General features: G+C 47.5%; 22 protein-coding genes. 6 read left to right on the top strand and 16 right to left on the bottom strand.

Annotated features, from left to right (window positions below):
- Positions 1 to 149: 149 nt before the first annotated feature.
- The 9 genes from MMG82_RS17075 to MMG82_RS17035 form a co-directional block, all read right to left on the bottom strand.
- Positions 150 to 908, bottom strand: coding sequence for an SDR family oxidoreductase (locus tag MMG82_RS17075; RefSeq protein ID WP_055647775.1), 759 nt, complete (start codon positions 906 to 908; stop codon positions 150 to 152).
- Between the two features lie 19 nt (positions 909 to 927).
- Complete coding sequence (mmsB, locus tag MMG82_RS17070) at positions 928 to 1830, bottom strand: 3-hydroxyisobutyrate dehydrogenase (protein ID WP_099457846.1); 903 nt, start codon at positions 1828 to 1830, stop codon at positions 928 to 930.
- A gap of 101 nt (positions 1831 to 1931) precedes the next feature.
- The gene (locus tag MMG82_RS17065) at positions 1932 to 3083 is read right to left on the bottom strand and encodes an enoyl-CoA hydratase/isomerase family protein (RefSeq protein ID WP_099457845.1); all 1152 of its coding nucleotides are present in this window, start codon (positions 3081 to 3083) and stop codon (positions 1932 to 1934) included.
- Positions 3083 to 3856: an enoyl-CoA hydratase gene (locus MMG82_RS17060; RefSeq protein ID WP_241407168.1), complete on the bottom strand. Its 774-nt coding sequence runs from the start codon at positions 3854 to 3856 to the stop codon at positions 3083 to 3085. Before MMG82_RS17060 ends, MMG82_RS17065 begins: the two co-directional genes overlap by 1 nt.
- 64 nt (positions 3857 to 3920) lie before the next feature.
- Positions 3921 to 5078 (bottom strand): acyl-CoA dehydrogenase family protein, encoded by a 1158-nt coding sequence (locus tag MMG82_RS17055; RefSeq protein WP_241407167.1) that lies wholly within the window; start codon positions 5076 to 5078, stop codon positions 3921 to 3923.
- Between the two features lie 162 nt (positions 5079 to 5240).
- On the bottom strand, positions 5241 to 6740 hold the full coding sequence (locus MMG82_RS17050) for a CoA-acylating methylmalonate-semialdehyde dehydrogenase (RefSeq protein ID WP_241407166.1): 1500 nt from the start codon (positions 6738 to 6740) through the stop codon (positions 5241 to 5243).
- 132 nt (positions 6741 to 6872) lie between these two features.
- Positions 6873 to 8063 carry an acetyl-CoA C-acyltransferase gene (locus tag MMG82_RS17045; protein ID WP_241407165.1) on the bottom strand — a complete coding sequence of 397 codons (1191 nt, stop codon included), beginning with the start codon at positions 8061 to 8063 and terminating at the stop codon, positions 6873 to 6875.
- A 431-nt stretch (positions 8064 to 8494) separates the two neighbouring features.
- Positions 8495 to 9436, bottom strand: coding sequence for a homoserine O-succinyltransferase (gene metA / locus MMG82_RS17040; RefSeq protein ID WP_047539164.1), 942 nt, complete (start codon positions 9434 to 9436; stop codon positions 8495 to 8497).
- A gap of 70 nt (positions 9437 to 9506) precedes the next feature.
- The gene (locus MMG82_RS17035) at positions 9507 to 9941 is read right to left on the bottom strand and encodes a YbaY family lipoprotein (RefSeq protein ID WP_047539166.1); all 435 of its coding nucleotides are present in this window, start codon (positions 9939 to 9941) and stop codon (positions 9507 to 9509) included.
- A gap of 117 nt (positions 9942 to 10058) precedes the next feature.
- Here MMG82_RS17035 and MMG82_RS17030 point away from each other — a divergent pair, with 117 nt between their 5' ends.
- Entirely contained in the window at positions 10059 to 10802 is a 744-nt protein-coding gene (locus MMG82_RS17030) for an SDR family NAD(P)-dependent oxidoreductase (protein WP_047540725.1), read from the top strand.
- Between the two features lie 84 nt (positions 10803 to 10886).
- Here the strand turns inward: MMG82_RS17030 and ompW are convergent, their stop codons facing one another.
- The 7 genes from ompW to phhA form a co-directional block, all read right to left on the bottom strand.
- On the bottom strand, positions 10887 to 11531 hold the full coding sequence (gene ompW / locus MMG82_RS17025) for an outer membrane protein OmpW (RefSeq protein ID WP_047539169.1): 645 nt from the start codon (positions 11529 to 11531) through the stop codon (positions 10887 to 10889).
- A gap of 463 nt (positions 11532 to 11994) precedes the next feature.
- Positions 11995 to 12582, bottom strand: a complete 588-nt coding sequence (locus MMG82_RS17020; RefSeq protein ID WP_047539172.1) for a nucleotidyltransferase family protein — start codon at positions 12580 to 12582, stop codon at positions 11995 to 11997.
- A gap of 100 nt (positions 12583 to 12682) precedes the next feature.
- Positions 12683 to 13333: a maleylacetoacetate isomerase gene (gene maiA, locus MMG82_RS17015; protein ID WP_047539174.1), complete on the bottom strand. Its 651-nt coding sequence runs from the start codon at positions 13331 to 13333 to the stop codon at positions 12683 to 12685.
- Between the two features lie 83 nt (positions 13334 to 13416).
- Positions 13417 to 14403 (bottom strand): fumarylacetoacetate hydrolase family protein, encoded by a 987-nt coding sequence (locus MMG82_RS17010; RefSeq protein WP_047539177.1) that lies wholly within the window; start codon positions 14401 to 14403, stop codon positions 13417 to 13419.
- A gap of 342 nt (positions 14404 to 14745) precedes the next feature.
- The gene (tyrR, locus tag MMG82_RS17005) at positions 14746 to 16284 is read right to left on the bottom strand and encodes a transcriptional regulator TyrR (protein ID WP_011071819.1); all 1539 of its coding nucleotides are present in this window, start codon (positions 16282 to 16284) and stop codon (positions 14746 to 14748) included.
- 260 nt (positions 16285 to 16544) lie between these two features.
- Positions 16545 to 16883, bottom strand: coding sequence for a 4a-hydroxytetrahydrobiopterin dehydratase (locus tag MMG82_RS17000; protein ID WP_047539180.1), 339 nt, complete (start codon positions 16881 to 16883; stop codon positions 16545 to 16547).
- Positions 16884 to 16965: 82 nt separating this feature from the next.
- Positions 16966 to 17919 (bottom strand): phenylalanine 4-monooxygenase, encoded by a 954-nt coding sequence (phhA, locus tag MMG82_RS16995; RefSeq protein ID WP_231570517.1) that lies wholly within the window; start codon positions 17917 to 17919, stop codon positions 16966 to 16968.
- Between the two features lie 185 nt (positions 17920 to 18104).
- Here phhA and galU point away from each other — a divergent pair, with 185 nt between their 5' ends.
- From galU to MMG82_RS16970, 5 genes are all read left to right on the top strand, one after another.
- The gene (gene galU / locus MMG82_RS16990) at positions 18105 to 19013 is read left to right on the top strand and encodes a UTP--glucose-1-phosphate uridylyltransferase GalU (protein WP_037416817.1); all 909 of its coding nucleotides are present in this window, start codon (positions 18105 to 18107) and stop codon (positions 19011 to 19013) included.
- Complete coding sequence (gene galE, locus MMG82_RS16985) at positions 19013 to 20026, top strand: UDP-glucose 4-epimerase GalE (RefSeq protein WP_047539186.1); 1014 nt, start codon at positions 19013 to 19015, stop codon at positions 20024 to 20026. The genes galU and galE overlap by 1 nt, the downstream gene beginning before the upstream one ends.
- 76 nt (positions 20027 to 20102) lie before the next feature.
- Positions 20103 to 20588, top strand: a complete 486-nt coding sequence (gene napF / locus MMG82_RS16980; protein WP_047539189.1) for a ferredoxin-type protein NapF — start codon at positions 20103 to 20105, stop codon at positions 20586 to 20588.
- 74 nt (positions 20589 to 20662) lie between these two features.
- Positions 20663 to 21088, top strand: a complete 426-nt coding sequence (locus MMG82_RS16975; protein ID WP_047539190.1) for a polymer-forming cytoskeletal protein — start codon at positions 20663 to 20665, stop codon at positions 21086 to 21088.
- 391 nt (positions 21089 to 21479) lie between these two features.
- Positions 21480 to 22466, top strand: a complete 987-nt coding sequence (locus MMG82_RS16970; protein WP_047539193.1) for a LysR family transcriptional regulator — start codon at positions 21480 to 21482, stop codon at positions 22464 to 22466.
- The last annotated feature ends 181 nt before the right edge of the window (positions 22467 to 22647 follow it).

Here is a 22647-nt window from a genome sequence, read left to right as displayed (position 1 = left end):
GTAGCGTGCGATTGTTGAAGGATAGCCAGTAAATGTCAACCTCCGAACAACTCTTACCCAAGCGAACAGACTAAAAAAAGAGACCTAACTTTAGCCAACAAAAAACCGAGCAAACGCTCGGTCTTGTTTATTATCAATAGGATAATCTTTTATAAGCGGATACCGCCATCCACTTCAAAGACACGACCATTTACATAATCGTTTTCGATGATAAAGCGTACAGTAGAGGCTATCTCCTCCGCTTGGCCTAAACGGCCAACGGGCACAAGCTTCTCTAAACGCTCTAAGGCTTCAGGTTTCATTGCCGCTGTCATTTCGGTGGCAATTACCCCGGGTGCTACCGCCGCGCTACGAATATTGTAACGCGCCAGCTCTTTTGCCCAGCCCACAGACATCGCCGCGACACCCGCTTTAGAGGCCGCGTAGTTAGATTGGCCTACGTTACCCGCTTTAGCTAGGCTAGAAATGTTGACAATCACCCCTGCTTGACCCGACTCGATCATCGCCGCAGCCGCCTCACGGCCACAGAGGAAGGTGCCAGTGAGGTTAACATTGATCACCGATTGGAATTGGTCGAATGACATACGGTCAGTCACTTTGCCGTCTTTGGCTTTGACTAACATACCATCACGCAGGATGCCGGCGTTATTCACTAATACGTTGATTTTGCCAAAATCTTCCAATATGTAAGCAAAGCCTGCGACCACATCTTCTTCGTCGGTAATATCTAGCGCATAACCTTGGACTTCTGTGGATGAGCCTAAATCGGCACAGGCGCGTTCTAACTTTTCTTGATCCACATCGATAAGTGCCAACTTAGCACCCGCCTGCGCAAAATTGTGCGCCATCGCTAAGCCTAAACCACCCGCGCCGCCAGTGATGACGACAACCTTATCTTTTAAATCCATCTGGTTATCCCTTGTTTATCTATTTTTTAAGTGGTGAAAATTGTTCAAAAATACTGGAGAAGTCTCGGCGACCATTGCCTTGTCGTGCATGATTCACATACAAGCTGCGTGCGAGTGAGCCCATGGGTGTACTCGAATTGCTCAATAATGCGGCTTCTTGGGAGAGGCCGAGATCTTTAACCATCAAATCTACCATAAAGCCGCCCTGATAGCCCTTAGAAGAAGGCACATTCTCCATCACACCCGGGCAAGGATTGTACTTCTCTAAGGTCCAGTTACCGCCGCTGCTGACCTTCATAATGTCCGACAGCACTTTAGGGTCGAGACCATGGTCAATCCCCATTTGCAGCGCCTCAGAAGTACCTACCATCAGCACAGATAACAGCATGTTGTTGCAGATTTTAGCGACTTGACCCGCACCAGCGCCGCCCGCGTGGAAGATATTCTTGCCCATAGCGTTAAGTACAGGTTGCGCGCGTTCGAAGGCGATGTCCGAACCACCACAAATAAAGGTTAAGGTTCCCGCCGCAGCCCCCGCCGTGCCGCCCGATACTGGCGCATCGATAAATTCGATGCCGCTTTTAGCCGCTTCGGCCGCCACCAATTGAGCGCTTTGGGCATCAATGGTCGAGCAATCAATCAGCAAGGTATCGCCAGCGACTACGTCGAGTAGACCTTTCTCACTACCATTGCCTAAGTATAAGTTTCTGACATGCTTACCCGCAGGCAGCATAGTGATCACCACATTGGCCCCTGCCGCGGCGCCGCATGCCGTGCTCGATACTAAAGCGCCTTGGTCGGCCAAGGCTTGCATGGCGGCAGGCACTAAGTCGAAGACACGTACCGTCATGCCCGCTTTTAATAAATTGGCCGCCATTGGGCCGCCCATATTACCTAAACCGATAAATGCTACTGTACTCATGCCATCACTCCTGTGTTCTGGTGTGTTTATTATTCCAGATAGTTTTTTATTCCAGATAAAAATGGCAGGCAAAGCACTCGCTTTACCTGCCATCGATTGGCTTAGCTTAATTGGCTTAAGGGATGTTCTTCTCCCCAAGGTGACGTCAAAATGTCCTCGATAACGCTGTTTGGCACGGATTGCACATCGGCAAATTGCCATTTGGGCTGTCTGTCTTTATCAATCAGCAGTGCCCGTACGCCTTCACAGAAATCGCCCTTAGCGCAGGTGTTCACGCTGACGGTTAATTCCCATTTAAAACATTGTGCTAGGCTGAGTTTGGTGCCGAGTTGGGTTTGGATATACGCCAAATGCCAACTGATAGGACTGCCAGCAAGCATGGTCGAGCAGGCTTTATTTAACCAGGCTTCATCGGTGCTTAAGGTTGACATACGGCTGACGATATCCGTCAAACTGCCCGCCATCAGCCTATCGATAATCTCTTGGCTCTCGGCCAGTAAACTATCGCCTTTAGGGATGTCCACTTGGTTAGACAGTTCGTTAATCATCGAGTCGAGTCGTTGATGGTTCAGCGCTGGCGTGTCGCTCCAATCTAGAGTCGCCATGGCATCGAACATCAGCTCTTTGTCGTCACGATTTAGATAATGATCGGCAAGGCCAACGTAACAGGCATCGGCGGCGTTCATTTGATAGGCCGTTAAGCCTAAAAACAGCCCCATTTTGCCCGGCATGCGGTTGAGGAAATAACTGCCGCCCACATCGGGATAAAGCCCGATGGTGACTTCAGGCATAGCGATACGAGAGGTTTCGGTCACCACTCTATGACTCGCGCCCGCCATCAAGCCGAGACCACCGCCCATCACTATGCCATCACCCCATACCAACACAGGTTTGCCAAAGGTATGTAGTAGATAATCGAGACGATATTCTTCTTCAAAGAATACTTTAGCAACCTCAGTCACCTGTCCCTTAGCAGCAACTGAGGCGTGATATAACGCCCGCACATCGCCACCCGCACAAAACGCCTTTTCTCCGCTGCCATCGAGTACCACACAGGCGATTAACGGATCTTTTTTCCACAAATTGAGCTGCACCGTCATGGCTCGAACCATATCGAGATCCAAGGCGTTGAGGGCTTTTTCAACATTGAGCGTCACCACCCCAACTAATTTACCTGAGGCGGTGGCTAAAGTTTGAAAAACCACATTTGGTGTGGTGGACGTGTGTGCAGCCTTATCTACTAAATTTGTCATTAGCGGTTCTTCCAATCAGCTTTACGTTTTTCCAAAAACGCGTTCACGCCTTCGGCCTGATCTTCAGTATCGAACAAACCGACAAACAGTTCACGCTCTATCGGTAAGGCTTGGCTAAGCGGCATTTGGCGCCCAGCTTGGATTAATGTCTTACAGGCGGTGACGCTGCTTGGGCTCTGATTCGCCACTTTGGCGGCCAGTGCAATCGCCGCATTTAAGGCCTCACCCGTTTCAACCACTTCCTCGACTAAACGCAAATTCAGCGCTTGGGCGGCATTCACCCGCTCACCGCAGAGGATCATACGTTTTGCCCAACCTTCGCCCACTAAAGCAGTGAGGTTTTGGGTACCGCCCGCACAGGGCAGCAGGCCAACGGTCGCCTCAGGCAGCGCCATCACGGCTTGGGTTTCGGCGATACGAATATCACAGGCCAGCGCGACTTCTAAGCCGCCGCCCATGGCATAACCGTTAATAGCGGCAATCGACACGCCGCGGAACTGGCTTAAGGTTTCAAATGCTTCGCCAAAGTGTTTTGCCATGCTCGCCGCATTGCCCTTATCACCGTCGCTAAACAGTTTTAAATCGGCACCCGCGGAGAAAAACTTGTTGCCCTCGCCAGTTAACACCAGCGCGTAAATGTCCTTGTTAGCATTAAGCTCCAGCACTTTGGCCTTGAGCGCCTGTAAACTCTGGGCGGTCCAAGTATTGGCCGGCGGATTGTTCATGGTCAGAATGGCCGTGTGGCCTTCAATACGCTCAACTAAATAGTCCATCTGTTTCGGCTCCCTTATATTTCCAATCTGTTATCGCCAAATCCTACAGTCCAATTAGGGCAGCTTAAAGGATTTGTCCGGCATTTTCGTCGAGTAAACGACGGGCGATAATGAGGCGCATAATCTCGTTAGTGCCCTCTAAAATCTGGTGTACACGAACATCACGGAAGTGACGCTCTAACGGATACTCCCTGATATAACCATATCCGCCATGAATTTGCAGCGCCGCATCGCAAACTTGAAAACCCACATCAGTAGCAAAGCGCTTCGCCATCGCACAATAGGCGGTCGCTTCTGGATCGCCACTGTCGAGTTTAAAGGCGGCTAGACGCACCATTTGACGCGCGGCCACTAATTCGGTCGCCATATCGGCCAGTTTAAATTGCAGCGCTTGGAAAGCAGCCAGCGGCTTACCAAATTGCTGACGTTCGTTCATATACTGGGTTGCACGCTCTAGGGCTGCCTGCGCCGTACCGACAGAGCAAGTAGCAATATTGATGCGGCCACCGTCTAAGCCTTTCATCGCAAAGGTAAAACCTTGACCTTCTTCACCGAGTAGGTTTGCAACCGGCACGCGCACGTTATCAAAGGTAACTAAGCGCGTCGGCTGCGCGTTCCAGCCCATTTTATCTTCAGCTTTACCGTAGATAACGCCAGCGGCATCTGCAGGAATGGCAATCGCCGATATTCCTTTAGGCCCAGCTTGCCCAGTGCGGCACATCACCACCAGCAATTCAGTTGCGCCCGCGCCCGAGATAAACATCTTCGAGCCAGATACCACGTATTCATCACCATCACGCACCGCTTTGGTTTGCAAAGATGCCGCATCCGAGCCAGCGCCTGGCTCAGTTAAGCAGTAAGACGCCAGCATTTGACCCGTGGTCAAGGGCTCAGACCAAGCTTGACGCAAAGTTTCTGTGCCCCAGGTGGTGACCATCCACGTGGCCATATTGTGGATTGTCAGCATGGCCGTTGTGGCTGTACAGCCTTTCGATAGCTCTTCGAAAATAATCGAGGCATCTAAGCGCGACAAGCCCATGCCGCCTTCCGATTCGGGGGAATACAGGGAGCAGAAACCCAGCTCACCGGCTTTTTGGATCACATCCTTAGGGAAATGATGTTCTTCGTCCCATTTGGCGGCAAAGGGGGCGAGTTCATCCGCCGCGAACTGGCGAGCCAGATCGGCAAATTGGCGTTGGTCTTCGTTGAAATTAAAATCCATTTGGCTCTCCTATGACTCTTTGGCCATTTCTTTCGTAAATTTCTTTGCGTAATACACAGTGAATTTATCAGCAGGCTTATCATCAATAGGCGCCCACTGGCGCCACATTTAGACTGAATAACCTGCCGTTTCACAATGCGTTGAAACTGTTATTTAAACCGCTTAGCGCAAGTTAATGCTCATATTAGGGCCAGCTGCCACCGCAATGTCCGACTCGAACCAGCGAGAGGTAATGGTCTTAGTTTCAGTGTAGAAACGTACCGCTTGCTTACCGTAGGCGTGTTGGTCGCCGTAGAAACTGCCCTTCCAACCCGTGAATGAGAAGAAAGGTAATGGCACAGGGATAGGCACGTTAATACCGACTTGGCCGACTTCGATTTCGTGTTGATATTTACGGGCTGCGGCGCCGCTGGCGGTAAAGATAGAAGTACCATTGCCGTACGGGCTGGCGTTAACCAGTTCGATGGCGTCTTCTAATGAATCGGATTCCATACAGCAGAGCACAGGGCCAAAGATTTCTTCTTTATAGATGCTCATATCGGTCGTGACCTTAGTGAACATGGTTGGCCCGACCCAGTTACCTGACTCATAGCCCGCCACAGTAAAATCGCTGCCATCGAGTAAACACTCTGCGCTCTCTTGCTTACCTTGGGCGATAAGTTTAAGCACGCGCGCTTTGGCGGCTGGGCTTATCAGCGGGCCGTAACCGGCTTCTTTATCGTCCCATAAACCTGGGCGAACCTTCGCCAGCGCTTCTTTGAGCTCAGGGATCCACTCCTTAGCCGCGCCGACAAATACCGCGACCGAAATCGCCATACAGCGTTGACCCGCCGCGCCGACAGAAGCACCGACTAGGTTGTTGAGCACTTGCTGTTTGTTTGCATCAGGCATGATCACACAGTGGTTTTTCGCCCCAGCAAAGGCTTGCACGCGTTTTAAGTTATCGGTACCAGTTTTGTAGATGTATTGACCTACAGCCACAGAGCCGACGAAGGAAATGGCTTTCACCGCAGGGTCTGCCAGCAGGATATCGACCGCCGTCTTATCGCCATGCACCAGCTGTAACACGCCCTTTGGCGCACCCGCTTCGACAAACAGCTCAACTAAGCGCTGTGGCGTCATTGGGTCTTGCTCTGATGGCTTAAGGATAAAAGTGTTACCGCAGGCAATCGCCAGTGGGAACATCCACAGGGGGATCATCGCTGGGAAGTTAAACGGCGTGATGCCCGCACACACACCCAGAGGCTGAGTGTAGCTGTAGGTATCGATAGAGCGTGCAACGTTTTCAACGGTTTCACCCATCAGTAATGAGGCAATGTTGCAGGCATGCTCCGCCACTTCAATTCCGCGCCAGACATCGCCCTTGGCATCTTCAAAGGTTTTACCGGTTTCATGGGCAAGGATGGTCGCTAACTCATCGTGATGTTCTTTAAGTAAGTGTTGATAGCGCAACATGACACGGGCACGCTCAGACACAGGTACTTCTTTCCACGTTTTAAATGCCGCCTTGGCACTAGCAATGGCCACGTGCACTTCATCGGCAGTTGCACTGTTGATAAGGGCGATTGGCTCGTTATTGGCGGGATTGGTCACCACGATTTGTGATGTTCCTGTGCCTAAGGTGAATTCGCCATCGATGTAATGCTTAACTTGTGTGGTCATGTTGCAATCCTTTTCCTTGTTTAGGGTGGAGCTGGCGGTGCGATATTATGTTTATCCTCAGTGGGATGTTTGCCCTTGCCAGCTCAGTCTTGGTCTTGTTGATTTAGCAGTTATTCGCAATTAAGCCTTTGCTTAGACTTCGATAGCCATAGCGGTTGCTTCGCCGCCACCGATACAGAGTGAGGCTACGCCGCGCTTAAGCCCACGGGCTTTAAGTGCATGAATTAAGGTCACCAGCAAACGTGCGCCCGAGCAACCGATAGGATGACCTAAGGCGCAGGCGCCGCCATTTACGTTCACTTTGGCCATATCTAAACCTAATTCAGAAACGGCCAGCATAGTCACCATGGCAAAAGCTTCGTTGATTTCGAACAGATCAACCTCATCCTTAGACCAGCCGACATTGCTCAACAGTTTTGCCATCGCGCCAACGGGCGCCGTGGTAAAGAGTGATGGCTCCTGGGCATGGGTGGTGTGGCCCTTGATGGTGGCCAGAACAGTTAAGCCTAACTGCTCGGCATTGGCGCGGGTGGTTAGCATCAGCGCCGCTGCACCATCGGAAATCGAGCTTGAGTTTGCCGCAGTAATAGTGCCGTCTTTAGCAAAGGCTGGGCGCAGTGCAGGGATTTTTTCAGGGCGAGCGTTACCAGGCTGCTCATCGGTATCGATAATCACATCACCACGGCGATCGCTTACCGTCACAGGTACAATTTCCGCCTTGAAGGCGCCAGAAGTAATAGCCGCATTGGCTTTTTCCAGTGAGCTTAGGGCAAAGGCATCCATTTGCTCGCGGGTTAAGCCGTATTCATCGGCAGTTTTCTGGGCGAATGTGCCCATAGCGCCGCCAGTGTAGGCATCTTCTAAACCGTCGAGGAACATATGATCTAAGACCTTGCCATGGCCCATACGCATGCCAGCGCGCGCTTTATCTAGCAAGTAAGGAGCTTGGCTCATGCTTTCCATACCACCAGCAACCACCAACTTAGCACTGCCCGCTTTGAGTAAATCGTGGGCAAGCATCACGGTTTTCATCCCAGAGCCACAGACTTTGTTTACGGTCGTAGCGCCAACAGACAGGGGTAAACCTGCACCTAAGGTTGCCTGACGCGCAGGTGCTTGACCCAGACCCGCTGGCAATACGCAGCCCATTAACACTTCATCAACCTTATCACCCGCAACTTGGGTATCAGCTAACAGGGCTTTGATGGCGGTGGCCGCTAAGCTCGGAGACGTTACGCCAGACAAACTGCCTTGAAAGCCACCCATTGGTGTGCGTTTAGCGGCAACGATAACGATCTCTTGGTTAAATTGTTCAGTACTCATGGGGACTCCAAGCTAAATGTGCCTTGGCGGTAACACTCGCCAGCGGCGGATAAATAGTAACAATGAAACCACTCTGACGTTTACGCGAACGTAAAGCAAGTATTCCTTGGTCTAATGTATCGATTTTATCCACGCCAGATTGTCAGTCAGAATTTACAGTCGAGAGGCCTTAACGGCATTTGAAATGGTAACAAGGAGGAAGTGACTCAATAAAAGCGCTTACCTTGCAGCAGTAACACAAACCATACCTGCTGAGGTTGAACAGCGCTAAAGACAAATGAAGTTAACAGGCGAGCAAACAGTGGCTAAGCGAATGGTAAATTTATTAGTCAGTTCAAAAAATTTAAGCAAACAGAAACAGCATAGCGAGATAATTCGACAGGCATTGAACTTAAGAAACCGTCAATGCCTGACAAACTAAAACAACGTCCCTACTGCGATTCCCATGGCGTCATCGCCGTCATATCACTCAGGTCGTAAGGCGTTAATTGGTAAACGTAATAGTTAAGCCAATTACTCACCAACAAACTGCCATGGCTGTGCCAACGGGCAATGGCATCGGCCTTAGGATCATCGTTACGATAATAGTTTTGTGGCACATTTGGGTTTAATCCCTGCGCCAAATCCCGATAATATTCATCGTTTAAGGTAGATTTTTGATACTCAGGGTGACCCATGACAAACAGGTTGCGATTATTGCGACTGAGGACCAAATAGGCTCCGGCCTCCTCGGACTCTGCCAGCACTTGTAGTTCAGGATGTCGCTTAAGCTCTTCAATATCCATCTCGGCAAAGCGGGAATGCGGTGCAAAGAACTCATCATCAAATCCGCGTAGCAGCGGAAAATGCTGGCAGGTGCGGCGATGGACAAACACCCCTGAGCGCTTTTGCTCAAGAATTTTACGATTTAATCCATAGAGATGGTAAAGCCCAGCGTGCGCCGCCCAGCAGAGGAAGAGCACCGAGGTAACATGCTGCTGTGACCAATCGATAATTTCACGGATATGGTCCCAATAAGTCACATCTTCAAAATCAATTTGCCCTAACGGCGCGCCAGTGATGATTAGGCCGTCGTAGTTTTTATGGCGCACATCCTCAAAATCACGGTAGAAGGTGTTCATATGATCGATAGAAGTATGCTTCGACTCTTTATCGTGAATACGCAGTAAATCCACATCCACCTGCAAAGGCGTGTTGCCTAAAAGGCGTAGAAGCTGGGTTTCGGTCTCAATTTTATTAGGCATCAAGTTCAGGATCAGTACCTTCATCGGTCTGATATCCTGATTGGCTGCCCGGGTTTCGGACATTACGAAAATATTTTCAGATTCTAAAATCCCTGCTGCTGGCAGATGATCTGGAATTTTAACTGGCATACCGCGCCTCTTCTGTTCAAACAATCAAGGGTTCCGGCGCGCGTATGCCACTCAGCAAAGAGCAAACAAATTAGCGGCCGACTTTCTCAAGCAGTATCGTCATAGGCTCAGTCGAATTGAGATCGACATGATAGGCTTGAGTATTAATAAACAATAACTTATCACCGAGCATTATCCTTGCACCAATGGCATAGGTATGCCCTGCTTCAAACTGATCGCGCCCTATAGTAAAACTAAATTGCGTAGGGGTTTTAGCGCCTTGACTCTCACGCTCTGCCATCACCACAGCAGGTACATCCATCTTAGAGACATCAAGCAACTGCACAATCAACTTGGCATCGGCAGGCAGTGCGATACGTTCGCGATACATGGCCTCACCTTTAATCTCAACAACTGCATTTGGTGTGGCACAACCTGTCATCATGTTCGTCACAGTGAGTAATACCATTGCCGCCCATTTTTGCCATGCAGATGTCAGTCCGCTAATCCTTAACCCATGTGTCATTTCATTTCTCCTAATCATACATAAAGACTTCTGGATGTCTATACGCCCAAGCTATAAATCTTGTCATGCTGGGCATATCTTCCTATGATAAGCCACCATTTCGTTGCCGAAAAATTTATGACCCAAGCAACAGCGATAATTGTGGGCGCTAGCTCACATTTAAGCCGCGAACTTGCCAAACAATTGGCCGAACAGCAAGTTGAATTAGCACTTTTTGCACAGGATGTTGAATCGCTGCGCGAGTTCGCCTCGACCTTACCTACCAAGGTACAAGTATTTTCACTGCAAATTGAACAGCCAAGCATTATCATCGAACAGCTTGAAAACGTCTGGCAAGGTCTCGGCGGTGCTCATTTAGTCTTGGTGAATACCGGACTGAATAGTTACGACCCTGAGCTGCCATGGTTACCAGAGCAAGATATTATCGACGTCAATGTGCGGGGCTTTGCCGCTATCTGTAATACCGCATTTAGATTATTTCGCGAACAGGGTTACGGCCAGCTTGCCACCATTAACTCGATTGCTGGTCTGCGCGGCGGCCCGAGTGTGGCTTACCATGCCTCTAAAGCCTTTGCGCAAAACTATTTGGAAGGCTTAAGCATGCATGCCCAGCGGCTTAAGTTGCCTATTACTATTACCGATATTCAACTTGGTTTACTGGATAAGGCCGCCATGCAGCAAAGCACGCTATGGCTTGCCCCGCTCCCGCAAGTGGCGGCGCAGATCATTAAGGCCATGCAGCAGGGTAAACGCCGCGTGTATGTGACCAAGCGTTGGCGCTTAGTGGCTTGGCTGACTAAATTACTGCCTGAGTTTATCTATAACACTCGCCACTGGAAGCCGAAAAAGGCTAAAAAGTAGTGTTGTTCCGCGTTTAGCTTTATTACACTGCGAAAACAAAAAAGGAGCCGCTGGCTCCTTTTTTGTTACTTTAAAATCAGATGATTAGAAAGTGTAACCCACGCTGACCATATAAACCCATGGGTTAATGTCAGTATCAATTACTTTAGTATCACCCGCTAACTTAAACTTCACATCGGTGCTAATTTGCGCATACCACACAGAGGCGTTAACTAACCAGTTTTTATTGACTTGATAATCGATACCCGCTTGCGCCGCTAGGCCCCAGGAGGTGCTCATGCTTAAGTCAGTTAAGGCACCATTTAAATCGTTGGTGAATTCATTGTCGAAGAAGTTAGTGTAGTTCACACCCACGCCTACATATGGACGTAATGCAGATTGAGCATTACCAAAATAGTACTGTGCCACTAGAGTTGGTGGCAAATGTTTGGTTTCAGCAATCTTATTACCACCTAAAGAGACATCATGGCTAAATGGAGTCGCTGCTAATAACTCTACCCCGAAGTTATCGGTCAGCATGTAGCCAAAGTTCAAGCCCAGTTGAGTGTTATTGCTGATTTGAAACTCACCAAACGTAGCAACTGGATCACTAGATTCACTTGGCGCGACAACCACAGCACCGGCACGAACAATGATATCGCCCGCTTGATGGGCAGAAACAGAAGCAGAGAAACCAGCGGCTAACAGGGTGGCAGCGATCAGTGTAGAAACAGTAGTTTTATTCATCATCATACTCCATATGTACAACATAGGTTTTTGTTTTACATTACATCCTTAACAATTGACGCCTACACTGCCAGATAAAATTATTCACCTTATTGATCTAAATCAAGATTAAGCGGCGATACTTATTTCGAGGTATAAACCATGAGATACAAATCACGTTATCTAAACATTTATTGACAATACCGGTTCATTTTTTGTGACCAACCGCATTAATTAGCTATCACTAATCACCTCCAGAAGAGGTAATAGGAGGAAAATTGCCAATTTCGCCATTTACATTTAATCAACATAAATTGAAATTAAAATCCGATGAAATTCGACGATATTCAGTAGAAAAAACGCGAAAGAATCCAAAAGCAGACAAAGACAGGAATTAAGAATCGACCTAGAAGGTGCTTATTTCGGTTTACACTCACTCATCTGCGAATAAAAGAATAAGCCTCTAAACTCATCTTAACCAAATGGCTCAATAGGCTACAGCTAGTCGCGGATATTGTTTAAGCCAAGACTTTGCGGCTAACCGTTGATGAAATAACGCTAAAGGACGCCGAGGATTGGGCGTTAGTTGTAAGGCAAATAATGAGGCTAAGCCAAAGGGGGCGATGATGTGTAAGCCTTCAATGGCTGGAGCAGAAAACTTAAGCGTCTGTTCAAGCGACACACCGACAGCAGTTTCGATTTCGGGCCAATAACACATTGCATCCAGTGTCGATTGATAGGGATTGTCGAGATGCTTAAGGTGCATTCGCGCCTGATTTTTTACTGACCAAGGTAAGTCTGGCGCCAGTGTTTGTAGGTAGGCTTCTATCGCCCTATCTCGCTCAGGAAGAGTATCCAAGGGACAATAGTAAATCAGATCGATATCGTTTAACGGACGCGGCTTAATATCGTGCAATTTGTCCCACACCAGATTACGGACAAACCCCGCCGCCAAGCACCACTGCGGAATATCATACACTTGGGCACATTGCTGCGCTAATTCAAGTGCCCTTAACCGCTGTTTATCTTGGCTTAGCCATGCGCATAACAATGCATTTAATTCGGCTTCAGTCATGGCCAATATCCGCTTTAATAAGTTAGAAACACAGAAGTGACATCGACTCACGCCACTTCATCATCGATTTCATCGCACTTAATAAGCAGTTAATGATAGGTTAAACTGCATCGGCTTGGCGCTCTGGCGCCGCATCCGCAAAGGCTGGCAGCAAATTACACTCAGCCCACACCCGCATAATATTGGGGTACGGCGTTAAATCCACATTAAAACGCTGGGCGTTGTATACTTGTGGCACTAAACACAGATCCGCTAGCGTCACTTTGTCACCAAAACAATAGCGGCCACTATGGCGCACAAGTTGGGTTTCGAGCGCCGCAAACCCACTCGCCACCCAATGGTGATACCAAGCGGTTTTGGCTTCTTCATCGACGTTCAGCTTCTGAGTTAAATATTGCAATACCCGCAGGTTATTGAGTGGATGAATTTCACAGGCAATGGTTAAGGCCATGGCGCGCACATGGGCACGTTCAAGCGCCGACGCAGGCAATAGCGGCGTTTTAGGATATAGCTCATCCAGATATTCGATAATCGCCAAAGATTGGGTTAACGCATCACCATCCTGCTCATCATCAACCACCAGTGTAGGCACAAGTTCCTGCGGATTTAAGGCAATATAATCCGCTTTATGTTGTTCACCACCATCACGCACTAAATGCACCGACAACTGCTCGGCGCTCACGCCTTTAAGATTGAGGGCAATACGCACACGATAGGCGGCGCTAGAGCGCCAATAACCGTATAGTTTCATCTCACGCTGTCCTTATGTTCTGCTGAAAAAACGGGGCTAAAAGCCCCGTCAATATTATCTGTCACTGTGTTCGCACAAAAGCCTTACGCCTTGTACTCAACCACTTTTTGATCGATAGAGCCAAAAATTGACATTCCCTTGTCATCAAGCATTTCAATACGCACTGTGTCGCCAAAACGCATAAACGGTGTGCTAGCTTTACCATCGGCAATGACTTCGAGCATACGTTTTTCAGCTAAGCAGCTTGAGCCGGCACTGCGGTCATAGTTAGAAATCGTACCAGAACCGATAATTGCGCCCGCACCCAATGGACGGGTTTTAGCAACATGAGAAACTAACTGACTGAAGTTAAAGGTCATATCCACACCCGCATTCGGGCGGCCAAATAACTCACCGTTTAGGTATGTGATAAGCGGTAGGTGCACCTTTGAATCTTCCCAACGTGCGCCTAATTCATCTGGCGTAATGGCTACCGGCGAGAAGCTGCTCGAAGGTTTAGATTGGAAGAAACCAAAACCTTTGGCGAGTTCAGCAGGGATCAAATTACGCAGTGACACATCATTAACTAACATCAGCAGTTTGATGTGTTTCGCTGCATTTTCAACACTCACGCCCATGGGCACATCATCAGTGATCACAGCGATTTCCGATTCGAAATCGATGCCCCAGTCTTCGCTCGCCAGCGGGATATCCGCCTTGGGCGCGATAAAGCTGTCAGAGCCGCCTTGGTAAAACAGCGGATCGGTCCAGAAGGTTTCTGGCATTTCAGCGCCGCGCGCCTTACGCACTAATTCCACATGGTTTACATAGGCACTACCATCGGCCCACTGATAAGCGCGTGGTAAGGGTGATAAACATTTGGTTTCATCGAAGGCTTGCGCGTTCGGTAATTTGCCTTCGTTGAGCGCATCATACAATTCTTGTAATTGCGGTTTGAGCAATTCCCAACCATCGAGTAATTGTTGCATCGTATGGGCAATCGCTGGCACAGCCACCGTTTGAGTAAGATCGCGGCTCACTAACATTAACTGACCATCGCGGCGACCATTGTTATAACTGGCAAGTTTCATATCTGCTCCTGTGCTTCTACGGCTCGGCGTACTGCGCTTTTTATCTCGTTATAGTTAACCGACAATATCAGCTAACGCGAATTTTTTGCTGACGAGAACATAGGTAAATAAAAACCTATATTGACTCTGTATTAGGGTTTGCTGTGCGTAGAAATACCCGAAGCGACGACGGATTCCTATAGCGTGAGCAAAATCACATTTCAGCTTATTTTTTCACATTTTGTAAACTAATCATTACGTTTCCGACCCTGTTGCCACTTGTCACTATTTCGCTGAACGATATGGTGAAAAAGTCGACAACAAAGTGGAACGATACTGTTACATCCTAAGCTTAAAGCAAGATTACTTTGGCTTGGCGATCTTATATTCCCTAAGTTTATTGGCGATAGCCGTATGAGACACGCCCAATTTCTTCGCCAATTGGCGAGTACTAGGGTAAGCAGGATACAAGCGGCGCAGTAAGCTAGCCTCAAATTGCTTCATCGCATCATCGAGATTACCTTCGAAGGCATTATCGAAATAACCAAAACCTTCGGCGTAGGATGGTAACTTAAGTTGCTCAACGGTCAGCTCGCCTGAACCATCCCACATGGATACGGCTCTGAAAACCGCATTCTTAAGCTGACGCACGTTACCCGGCCAAGCGTAAGTTAATAGATGATCGCGGCATTGGGCCGAAATCCGCCTGACAGGACTAGAGAGTTGCTGACTGTAATGCTCGAGGAACATCTCTGTCAGCGGAATAATATCAACTTTGCGCTCGCGCAGTGACGGAATATGGTAGCTAAGTACATGGATGCGATAGTACAAATCTTCTCTAAACTCACCGGTTTGGCACAACTCGGCTAAGTTTTTCTGGGTCGAGCAGATAATCCGTACATCGGCGCGGACTTCTTCGTCGCCACCGATACGTCTAAAGGTGCCATCCTGTAATAACCGCAGCAATTTAACCTGTGCCGCCTTGGACATTTCGGCCACTTCATCAAGAAATACAGTGCCGCCCTTCGCCTCTTCAAAAAAACCACGTTTAATGACTTTACCTTGGCTAACGTAGCCAAACAGTTCTTCTTCGGCGGCGCTATCGGGCAATGCCGCACAGTTAATGGCAATAAACGGCTTTTCGCGGCGCATGCTGGCATCATGGCTGGCTCTGGCCATTAATTCTTTACCGGTGCCAGTTTCGCCCGTGATCAGTAATGGCGCATCGAGCTGCGCCATGCGGCGGGCTTGTTTAAGCACTTCTTTCATCTTGTCACTGCTGGCCAATACATTTTCAAAGCCTGTGGTTTGATTTTGCAGCGCATTAAATTGTTTCCCCACCCGCGCAGGCGATTTAAGCGACACCACCGCACCGACGAGGATAGTTTTCTCGTCCTCATCAGGTAAATAAATCGGTAACATTTCAGCCAGATATTCGTTTTGGCCGATATTAACCCGCGCCGCCTGCGGCAGCACTTGGCCCTCACTCAGCCAGCGGCTGAAGTTAAACCCTTGTACCCAATGGTTTAAGGATTCATCAAGCACTTCGTGTTCACCCATGCCCATATTGAGCAGCGCCGATTCGTTCACAATGCGAATACGTGCCTTCACATCGATGGAAAACACAGAGTCTGGGAGAGTTTTAAGTAGGGTTTTTAAGGCGTAGTGTTCTTGCTCCGACGGCATAAATGACACCGTTCGTACATCGTGGACGCTCTCCACTTTGCGGATCTGCGGCATCAAGGCGCTTAAGGTTTCAAAACTGACTTCAGCAAATTGCAGGTAAAGAAAACCTTGGTTACTGGCATCAATGGCAATGAGATTAATGCCATAACGTTCTAACACGACTAAGATGTCTTTCGCTAAACCCACGCGATCTTGACAGCTAACTTCCAAGCGCATAATGACTGATATTCCCTTTTTTGATTCGAATTTTGGAATAAAACGTGCGAGCTATAGTCCCTGAGGTGACCTTCATAAGACATGCGTTTGACGAAACAAGTTCAGTTTACGCAAACGTAAGGGACTAGATAAATAGCTGGGCGTGTATACGTTAGAAGGTTACGCTCAAAGTGGCAAGCCTAGTTTACAGTGCATTTGTAACAGGAAGAAAAAATCAGCATCAAAATTGCATTAAGATGCTGATTTAAAATATTAACTTTTTAATCTAATAACTGGTCGGTCTTGGCCGCCATAATGAAGTCATTCTTATGCAACCCCTTAATTGAGTGTGACCACCAAGTCACGGTCACCTTGCCCCACTCGGTTAAAATACCAGGATGATGGAATTCTTCCTCGGCCAATTCCGCCAACTTATTGGTAAATGCCATTGCTAGTTTAAAGTTTTTAAACTTGTACACCCGTTCCAATTGCATGATGCCGTCACGCACTTGCACGCCCCAATCGGGGATCATGCGGATAAGCTCGGCCAATTCTTCATCAGTCACTTTCGGTGCATCGGCTTGGCAAGCTTCACATTTCATTTGGTTTAACGCGGTCATACATACTCCTATTGGCAACATCACAGGTTCAATCCGTTGCACTTATTACGCTTTATTCAATTCGTTTTTTTATGGTCAGCCATTAGCTGGCCTTCTTGGCCTTGGGCGGATATTTAGGGGCAAACAAGCCGAGCTGCCGCGCCTTAGCCACATAGGCCATAATATCCATTTTGGCGATTTCATCTAATACATCAATATGTTCAATCACATAGTAAATTGGCTGCATAATATCGATACGATAAGGCGTGCGTAGCACATCTAAAAGATCGAACGGTTTACGTTCAGGCACTTGGCTTTCCATCGCATATAAGGTTTCGCCAGGAGAACTCAAAATACCACCGCCATAGATACACAGTTCACCCTGTTGAGGCTTGAGCAAACCAAACTCGACGGTAAACCAATACAAACGTGCCAAAAATACTCGGTCTTCCTTGCTGGCATTTAAGCCTAATTGACCATACATATGCGAAAAATGGGCAAAGGATGGATTGGTCAACAAGGGGCAATGACCAAAAATCTCATGGAAAATATCTGGCTCTTGCAGGTAATCAAACTCTTCCTTACGGCGGATAAAAGTCGCGACCGGAAACTCCTTGTTAGCCAATAGCTCAAAGAATCGACCAAAGGAAATTAAGGCGGGCACGGCCGCGGTTTTCCAGCCCGTAGTGGCCTGTAGCACTTTGTCTATCTCCGCCAATTGTGGGATGCGATCCTTGGGCATCGCCAAGGCATCAAGTCCCTGCAGATACTCCTTACAGGCACGCCCAGGCAGGTTCACCGCTTGGCGAGCATACAATTGGCTCCAAATCTCATGTTCTTCCTGTGGGTAATGGATATACCCTGAATCATCTGCACTTCTCGCAACATAGGGCGCAGTGTGCGCAATTTCTTTAGTCATAAAATTCACTTCATGGCTGACACTAATGCCTCCATAGTGATCTAAGCCTCGATTTTTGTTAACTCCCTCACAGTTTATTGTTTGCGCGTCAATGTGACGTAAACGTAAAGCAAATATTACAAGTCGTTTAAAAGGCATGGACAATATACATACAGACTCACCCAGATGGGTATCAATCCTTGACATTCAAACGTAAAAATGACGACGATAAACAGATAATATGCAGAAAAACCGACAAATTTCGGCGTTTGCAAATGGCTTTTCTGCGTAGGTCATTTACAATATTGCCCAATAATCGCCTCTCCTTAATCTGAAGGTTCGCAATGAAACAACATCAAATTCGTAAAGCCGTTATTCCTGTCGCCGGACTTGGCACTCGTATGCTTCCTGCGACCAAAGCTATCCCTAAGGAAATGCTCCCTGTTGTTGATAAGCCACTGATCCAATATGTCGTTAGTGAAGCTATTGCCGCGGGTATCAAAGAAATTGTGCTCGTAACCCACGCCAGTAAAAACTCTATCGAAAACCATTTCGACACCAGTTTTGAATTAGAAGCGCAATTAGAGCGCCGTGTAAAACGTCAATTACTCGAAGCGGTGCAATCCATTTGCCCGAAAGACGTGACGGTGATCAGCGTACGTCAATCCCAAGCTAAAGGCTTAGGTCACGCTATTTTATGCGCTAAATCCGTAGTAGGTGATGCACCTTTTGCCGTATTGCTGCCGGATGTGATTATCGATGACGCCAGTTGCGACTTAAAAACCGATAACCTTGCCGCAATGGTAAGCCTGTTTGATGAAACCCAAGTGGGTCAAATCATGGTTGAAGGCGTACCACATCATTTAGTCAATCAATATGGTATTGCCGATGTGAACGGCCACGATTTGCAGCCTGGTGAATCAGAGCCATTAGTCGAACTCGTTGAAAAACCTCCAGTTGATGAAGCGCCATCTAACTTAGCCGTTGTTGGCCGTTACGTGTTACCCGCAGCAATTTGGCCATTGCTGGCCAAAACGCCTGCGGGCGCAGGTGATGAAATCCAATTAACAGACGCCATTGCGATGTTAATGAAGCAAGAAACCGTAAACGCTTACTATATGCAAGGTAAGAGTCACGACTGCGGTAACAAACAAGGCTATATGCGCGCTAACGTAGAATACGCTCTGCGCCACAGCGAAATCGGTGAAGATTTTGCCCACTACTTAAAAACAGTTGTAAAGGGAATTAAATAATGACGATTTTAGTGACCGGAGGCGCCGGTTATATTGGCACTCATACCGTAGTGGAATTACTTAATGCGGGAAGCGAAGTGATTGTATTAGACAACCTGTCTAATTCAAGTATCGAAGCACTAAACCGTGTCGAGCGCATTACCGGTAAATCGGTCACATTCTACCAAGGCGATATTCTCAATAAGGCCTTACTACAGAAAGTCTTTAGCGACCATAACATCGATGCCGTTATCCACTTTGCTGGATTAAAGGCCGTCGGTGAGTCAGTAGCTAAGCCACTGAAATACTATGAGAATAACGTGACTGGCACCTTAATTCTTTGCCAAGTGATGGCAGAGTTTAAGGTGAAAAATCTCGTCTTTAGTTCCTCGGCAACTGTGTATGGTGATCCTGCTAGCCTGCCCATTACCGAAGATTTTCCAACGGGTGCCACTAACCCCTATGGTCAATCTAAATTGATGGTTGAGCATATTCTGGCGGATTTACACCATAGCGACCCAAGTTGGAATATCGCTCGTTTACGTTACTTCAACCCCGTTGGTGCCCATGCCAGTGGTTTGATTGGCGAAGATCCTAACGATATTCCGAATAACTTGATGCCATTTATAGCCCAAGTCGCCGTGGGTAAACGCGAGGCCCTCAGTGTGTTCGGCAATGATTACCCAACCCACGATGGAACTGGCGTTCGTGATTATATCCATGTGGTGGATTTAGCCATTGGTCACCTTAAAGCCCTTGAGAAACTCGCCACAAAACCGGGGCTTGTCACCTACAATCTAGGTACAGGCCAAGGTTACAGCGTGCTCGATATGGTTAAAGCCTTCGAGAAGGCCTGTGGTAAATCGATTGCCTATCAGATTGCACCACGCCGCCCAGGAGATATTGCCGCCTGTTATGCAAACCCTGAGCATGCTAGAACCGATTTGGGCTGGCAGGCGACCCATAGTATTGAGGATATGGCCAATAGCAGTTGGCATTGGCAATCAACCAATCCCAATGGTTATAAAAGCTAATCATCTAAATGGCTTGTGGTAATTCCCAAGCCATTTTTCTTCTCGATTAATAAAGATTGTTATCCATTAAACACCTATGACAGAAAGCATTAATCACAGTCGCCGTAGTCTCTTTAGTCGCCGAAAGTCCTTGGCGATTAGGCCGCCTTGGGTGCGCGAGGGGGTAGAATTTACCGATATCTGTACTCGCTGCTCAGCCTGTATCACCGCCTGTGAAACTAAGATAATTTTCAAAGGTGATGGCGGCTTCCCTGAAGTCTCGTTTAAGGACAATGAATGCACTTTTTGTACTCAATGCGCCACTGTCTGTCCTGAGCAAAAGTTGTTTGATTTGACCCAAACGCCATGGCAACACATCGCGGCTATTCAAGATAACTGCTTAACCTTTCAAGGTATTTGGTGCCAAAGTTGTAAGGATGCTTGTGAGCCCCGCGCCATCAGTTTCACCCTAAGTGTAGGCAAAGCGCCTATGCCGAAAATTGATACAAGCCTATGTACGGGTTGTGGCGCCTGTGTCGCTCCGTGCCCAAATCAAGCGATTAGTATTAAGCAAGCAGAATAGCCATTGAGCGCCCTAGGCTTGTCCCTGTATTTACGTTAGTATTTCATTCCCAATGTATTAGGTTTCTCATCACCATGTTTGGCAAAAATCTCCTGTTTACCCGCAAATCGTCCCCCGCGCTCAGTTTTATTGCTAAAGGCACTAGGCTGACTGGCAATATTGAATTTGCTGGCGATGTGTTGATTGGTGGTGAAGTTCAAGGTCAAATACTGTCACAGGCGAATGTGATTGTTGAGCAAACGGGAAGTCTTCACTGCGAGGTAAAGTGTCGAGAATTAATTATTGATGGTTATTTCAAAGGCCGATTGATTTGCGAGCGCTTAGTCATCCAAGCACATGGGATTGTCGACGGTGATGTTGCTTGTACTTCAATGCAAGTCAATGAAGGCGGCCAGTTTATTGGTTTAAGGATTAAGGAAGATCACCAGACAATCCACGCACATAGCCTGCCCTCTGCAACATCGACAAACGTATTGTTATCGCAGAGTCAAAATGACTAATCCACATTTCAGCCCATAAAAGAGCGAGGGTGTGTCGACGTTTAGAGATTAACCTTTATTTGCGCCGCTAAATTCTAGCCTACGTCACGCGAGTGATGTGTCGTTGTTCCAACCAACTACGAGCGACTCTGATGAAGATGATGAGCTCGCTAAATTACTCCTCCAGCCCAAAATCGCCTAAATAAACACCATACAATCCAATGACTAGCATCGTTGGTTAACCAATTGTTAAATTAAAGATTGAGATCACAGTTAAGCCGTACGACAACTGCTAACCTAATCCACCAACAATGCATTTTGTGCATACGGTTTGCTGCTTAATCAATGGTATCGATATGCTTAGGCAAAACTGTGTGACTGCAGACTCAGACTCATCGCAAGGCGAGACCAAATGAGCAATCAATTACTAAAACAAATCTGCGAACTTGATGTATTCACCTTACTTGTATTTAAAAGTATTTTTGATAACGGACATGCAAATAGTGCCGCCAAAGCGTTAAATGTGTCGGCTCCCAAAATTAGCCGCTGTCTCAATGCGCTACGGTTAACATTTAATGATGAACTATTTTATCGGCGCCAACAGGGGCTCAAACCCACACCTCTTGCTGAAAGTCTGTATGTCGCTATTTGCCAATTCACCGATTCGGTTTATCATCTAGAACAATCTGCAATGCAGCTGCAAAATGCAGCGAGTCACGTTGAATTACCGCTCCATATAGCCGCAAGTAATGGATTATTAAGTTTCTTAGCACCACAGCTCAGTTCACCCGATGTGATAAGTGAATTAGGCCAAATAAGACTACACAAGTGGCAAGATAATAGTGCAGAACTGATACATGCAGGTGAATTAGATTTTGGGATCACAATAGAGCCGACCGAATCCAAAGAGCTTAGTGTTACACGCTTGGGCTGTATTTCAAATGTCTATGTCGTTGCCTCGAAACATCATTCCCTTTGGGAAAGCCAACTTGAAATCAGCCTTGAGCACATATGCCGTTATTCATTTCTATGTATTGAACTGAAGGGCTTTAACAGCAGAATTGACCCACTAGAACTGTTCTGTCAGCGCCAAGGGCTGTTGTTACCCTCGATTGAAAGAGTCACAGATCGGGAAGAATGGTATGCCCACCTTCTCACCATGCAAAGTGTGGCATTTTGTTCGAGTATTGATATGCATACCGTAAAACATATGCCGGGATTAAAACTAGCGCCGCTTCCCATCGCAGAGTTACATCGTCTACATGAAACGATTATGCCACCACAGTATTTTCTCGTAGAAAAGCCACGAAGCCATCGACGCTACAGTCAAACACAATGCGAACTTGTCGTCAGTTCATTATTAACCGCCCTGACAACCAACACGCTATTAACACCGTAATAGCTCAACAGCATGGATGTTTTGATTGTTTCAAAAACAGTTTAATTTGTTAAATCCAAGCTTATTTCCAGCATATTCACTTCTATTTATGGCAGTAAATTAGCCTCAGTTTTGACTCAAAAATTGGCTCCGAAAAACATTAAATACAAGTTTCATAAGTCTCTGCTTCCAAAATTAATTG

Source organism: Shewanella sp. MM_2022_3, from assembly GCF_022557375.1.
Classification (GTDB): domain Bacteria; phylum Pseudomonadota; class Gammaproteobacteria; order Enterobacterales; family Shewanellaceae; genus Shewanella; species Shewanella xiamenensis.
This window is presented reverse-complemented; position numbering and strand designations above follow the sequence as displayed.

Bases quoted from the DNA above. Each gene is read 5' to 3' on its own strand.
- MMG82_RS17030 (WP_047540725.1), top strand. From the start codon at position 10,059: ATGACCCAAGCAACAGCGATAATTGTGGGCGCTAGCTCACATTTAAGC.
- MMG82_RS17035 (WP_047539166.1), bottom strand. From the start codon at position 9,941: ATGACACATGGGTTAAGGATTAGCGGACTGACATCTGCATGGCAAAAA.
- MMG82_RS17075 (WP_055647775.1), bottom strand. From the start codon at position 908: ATGGATTTAAAAGATAAGGTTGTCGTCATCACTGGCGGCGCGGGTGGT.
- MMG82_RS17050 (WP_241407166.1), bottom strand. From the start codon at position 6,740: ATGACCACACAAGTTAAGCATTACATCGATGGCGAATTCACCTTAGGC.
- MMG82_RS17065 (WP_099457845.1), bottom strand. From the start codon at position 3,083: ATGACAAATTTAGTAGATAAGGCTGCACACACGTCCACCACACCAAAT.
- MMG82_RS17055 (WP_241407167.1), bottom strand. From the start codon at position 5,078: ATGGATTTTAATTTCAACGAAGACCAACGCCAATTTGCCGATCTGGCT.
- MMG82_RS17060 (WP_241407168.1), bottom strand. From the start codon at position 3,856: ATGGACTATTTAGTTGAGCGTATTGAAGGCCACACGGCCATTCTGACC.
- metA (WP_047539164.1), bottom strand. From the start codon at position 9,436: ATGCCAGTTAAAATTCCAGATCATCTGCCAGCAGCAGGGATTTTAGAA.
- galU (WP_037416817.1), top strand. From the start codon at position 18,105: ATGAAACAACATCAAATTCGTAAAGCCGTTATTCCTGTCGCCGGACTT.
- MMG82_RS17010 (WP_047539177.1), bottom strand. From the start codon at position 14,403: ATGAAACTTGCCAGTTATAACAATGGTCGCCGCGATGGTCAGTTAATG.
- tyrR (WP_011071819.1), bottom strand. From the start codon at position 16,284: ATGCGCTTGGAAGTTAGCTGTCAAGATCGCGTGGGTTTAGCGAAAGAC.
- phhA (WP_231570517.1), bottom strand. From the start codon at position 17,919: ATGCCTTTTAAACGACTTGTAATATTTGCTTTACGTTTACGTCACATT.
- maiA (WP_047539174.1), bottom strand. From the start codon at position 13,333: ATGAAACTATACGGTTATTGGCGCTCTAGCGCCGCCTATCGTGTGCGT.
- MMG82_RS16970 (WP_047539193.1), top strand. From the start codon at position 21,480: ATGAGCAATCAATTACTAAAACAAATCTGCGAACTTGATGTATTCACC.
- MMG82_RS17000 (WP_047539180.1), bottom strand. From the start codon at position 16,883: ATGACCGCGTTAAACCAAATGAAATGTGAAGCTTGCCAAGCCGATGCA.
- napF (WP_047539189.1), top strand. From the start codon at position 20,103: ATGACAGAAAGCATTAATCACAGTCGCCGTAGTCTCTTTAGTCGCCGA.
- mmsB (WP_099457846.1), bottom strand. From the start codon at position 1,830: ATGAGTACAGTAGCATTTATCGGTTTAGGTAATATGGGCGGCCCAATG.
- galE (WP_047539186.1), top strand. From the start codon at position 19,013: ATGACGATTTTAGTGACCGGAGGCGCCGGTTATATTGGCACTCATACC.
- MMG82_RS16975 (WP_047539190.1), top strand. From the start codon at position 20,663: ATGTTTGGCAAAAATCTCCTGTTTACCCGCAAATCGTCCCCCGCGCTC.
- ompW (WP_047539169.1), bottom strand. From the start codon at position 11,531: ATGATGAATAAAACTACTGTTTCTACACTGATCGCTGCCACCCTGTTA.
- MMG82_RS17045 (WP_241407165.1), bottom strand. From the start codon at position 8,063: ATGAGTACTGAACAATTTAACCAAGAGATCGTTATCGTTGCCGCTAAA.
- MMG82_RS17020 (WP_047539172.1), bottom strand. From the start codon at position 12,582: ATGACTGAAGCCGAATTAAATGCATTGTTATGCGCATGGCTAAGCCAA.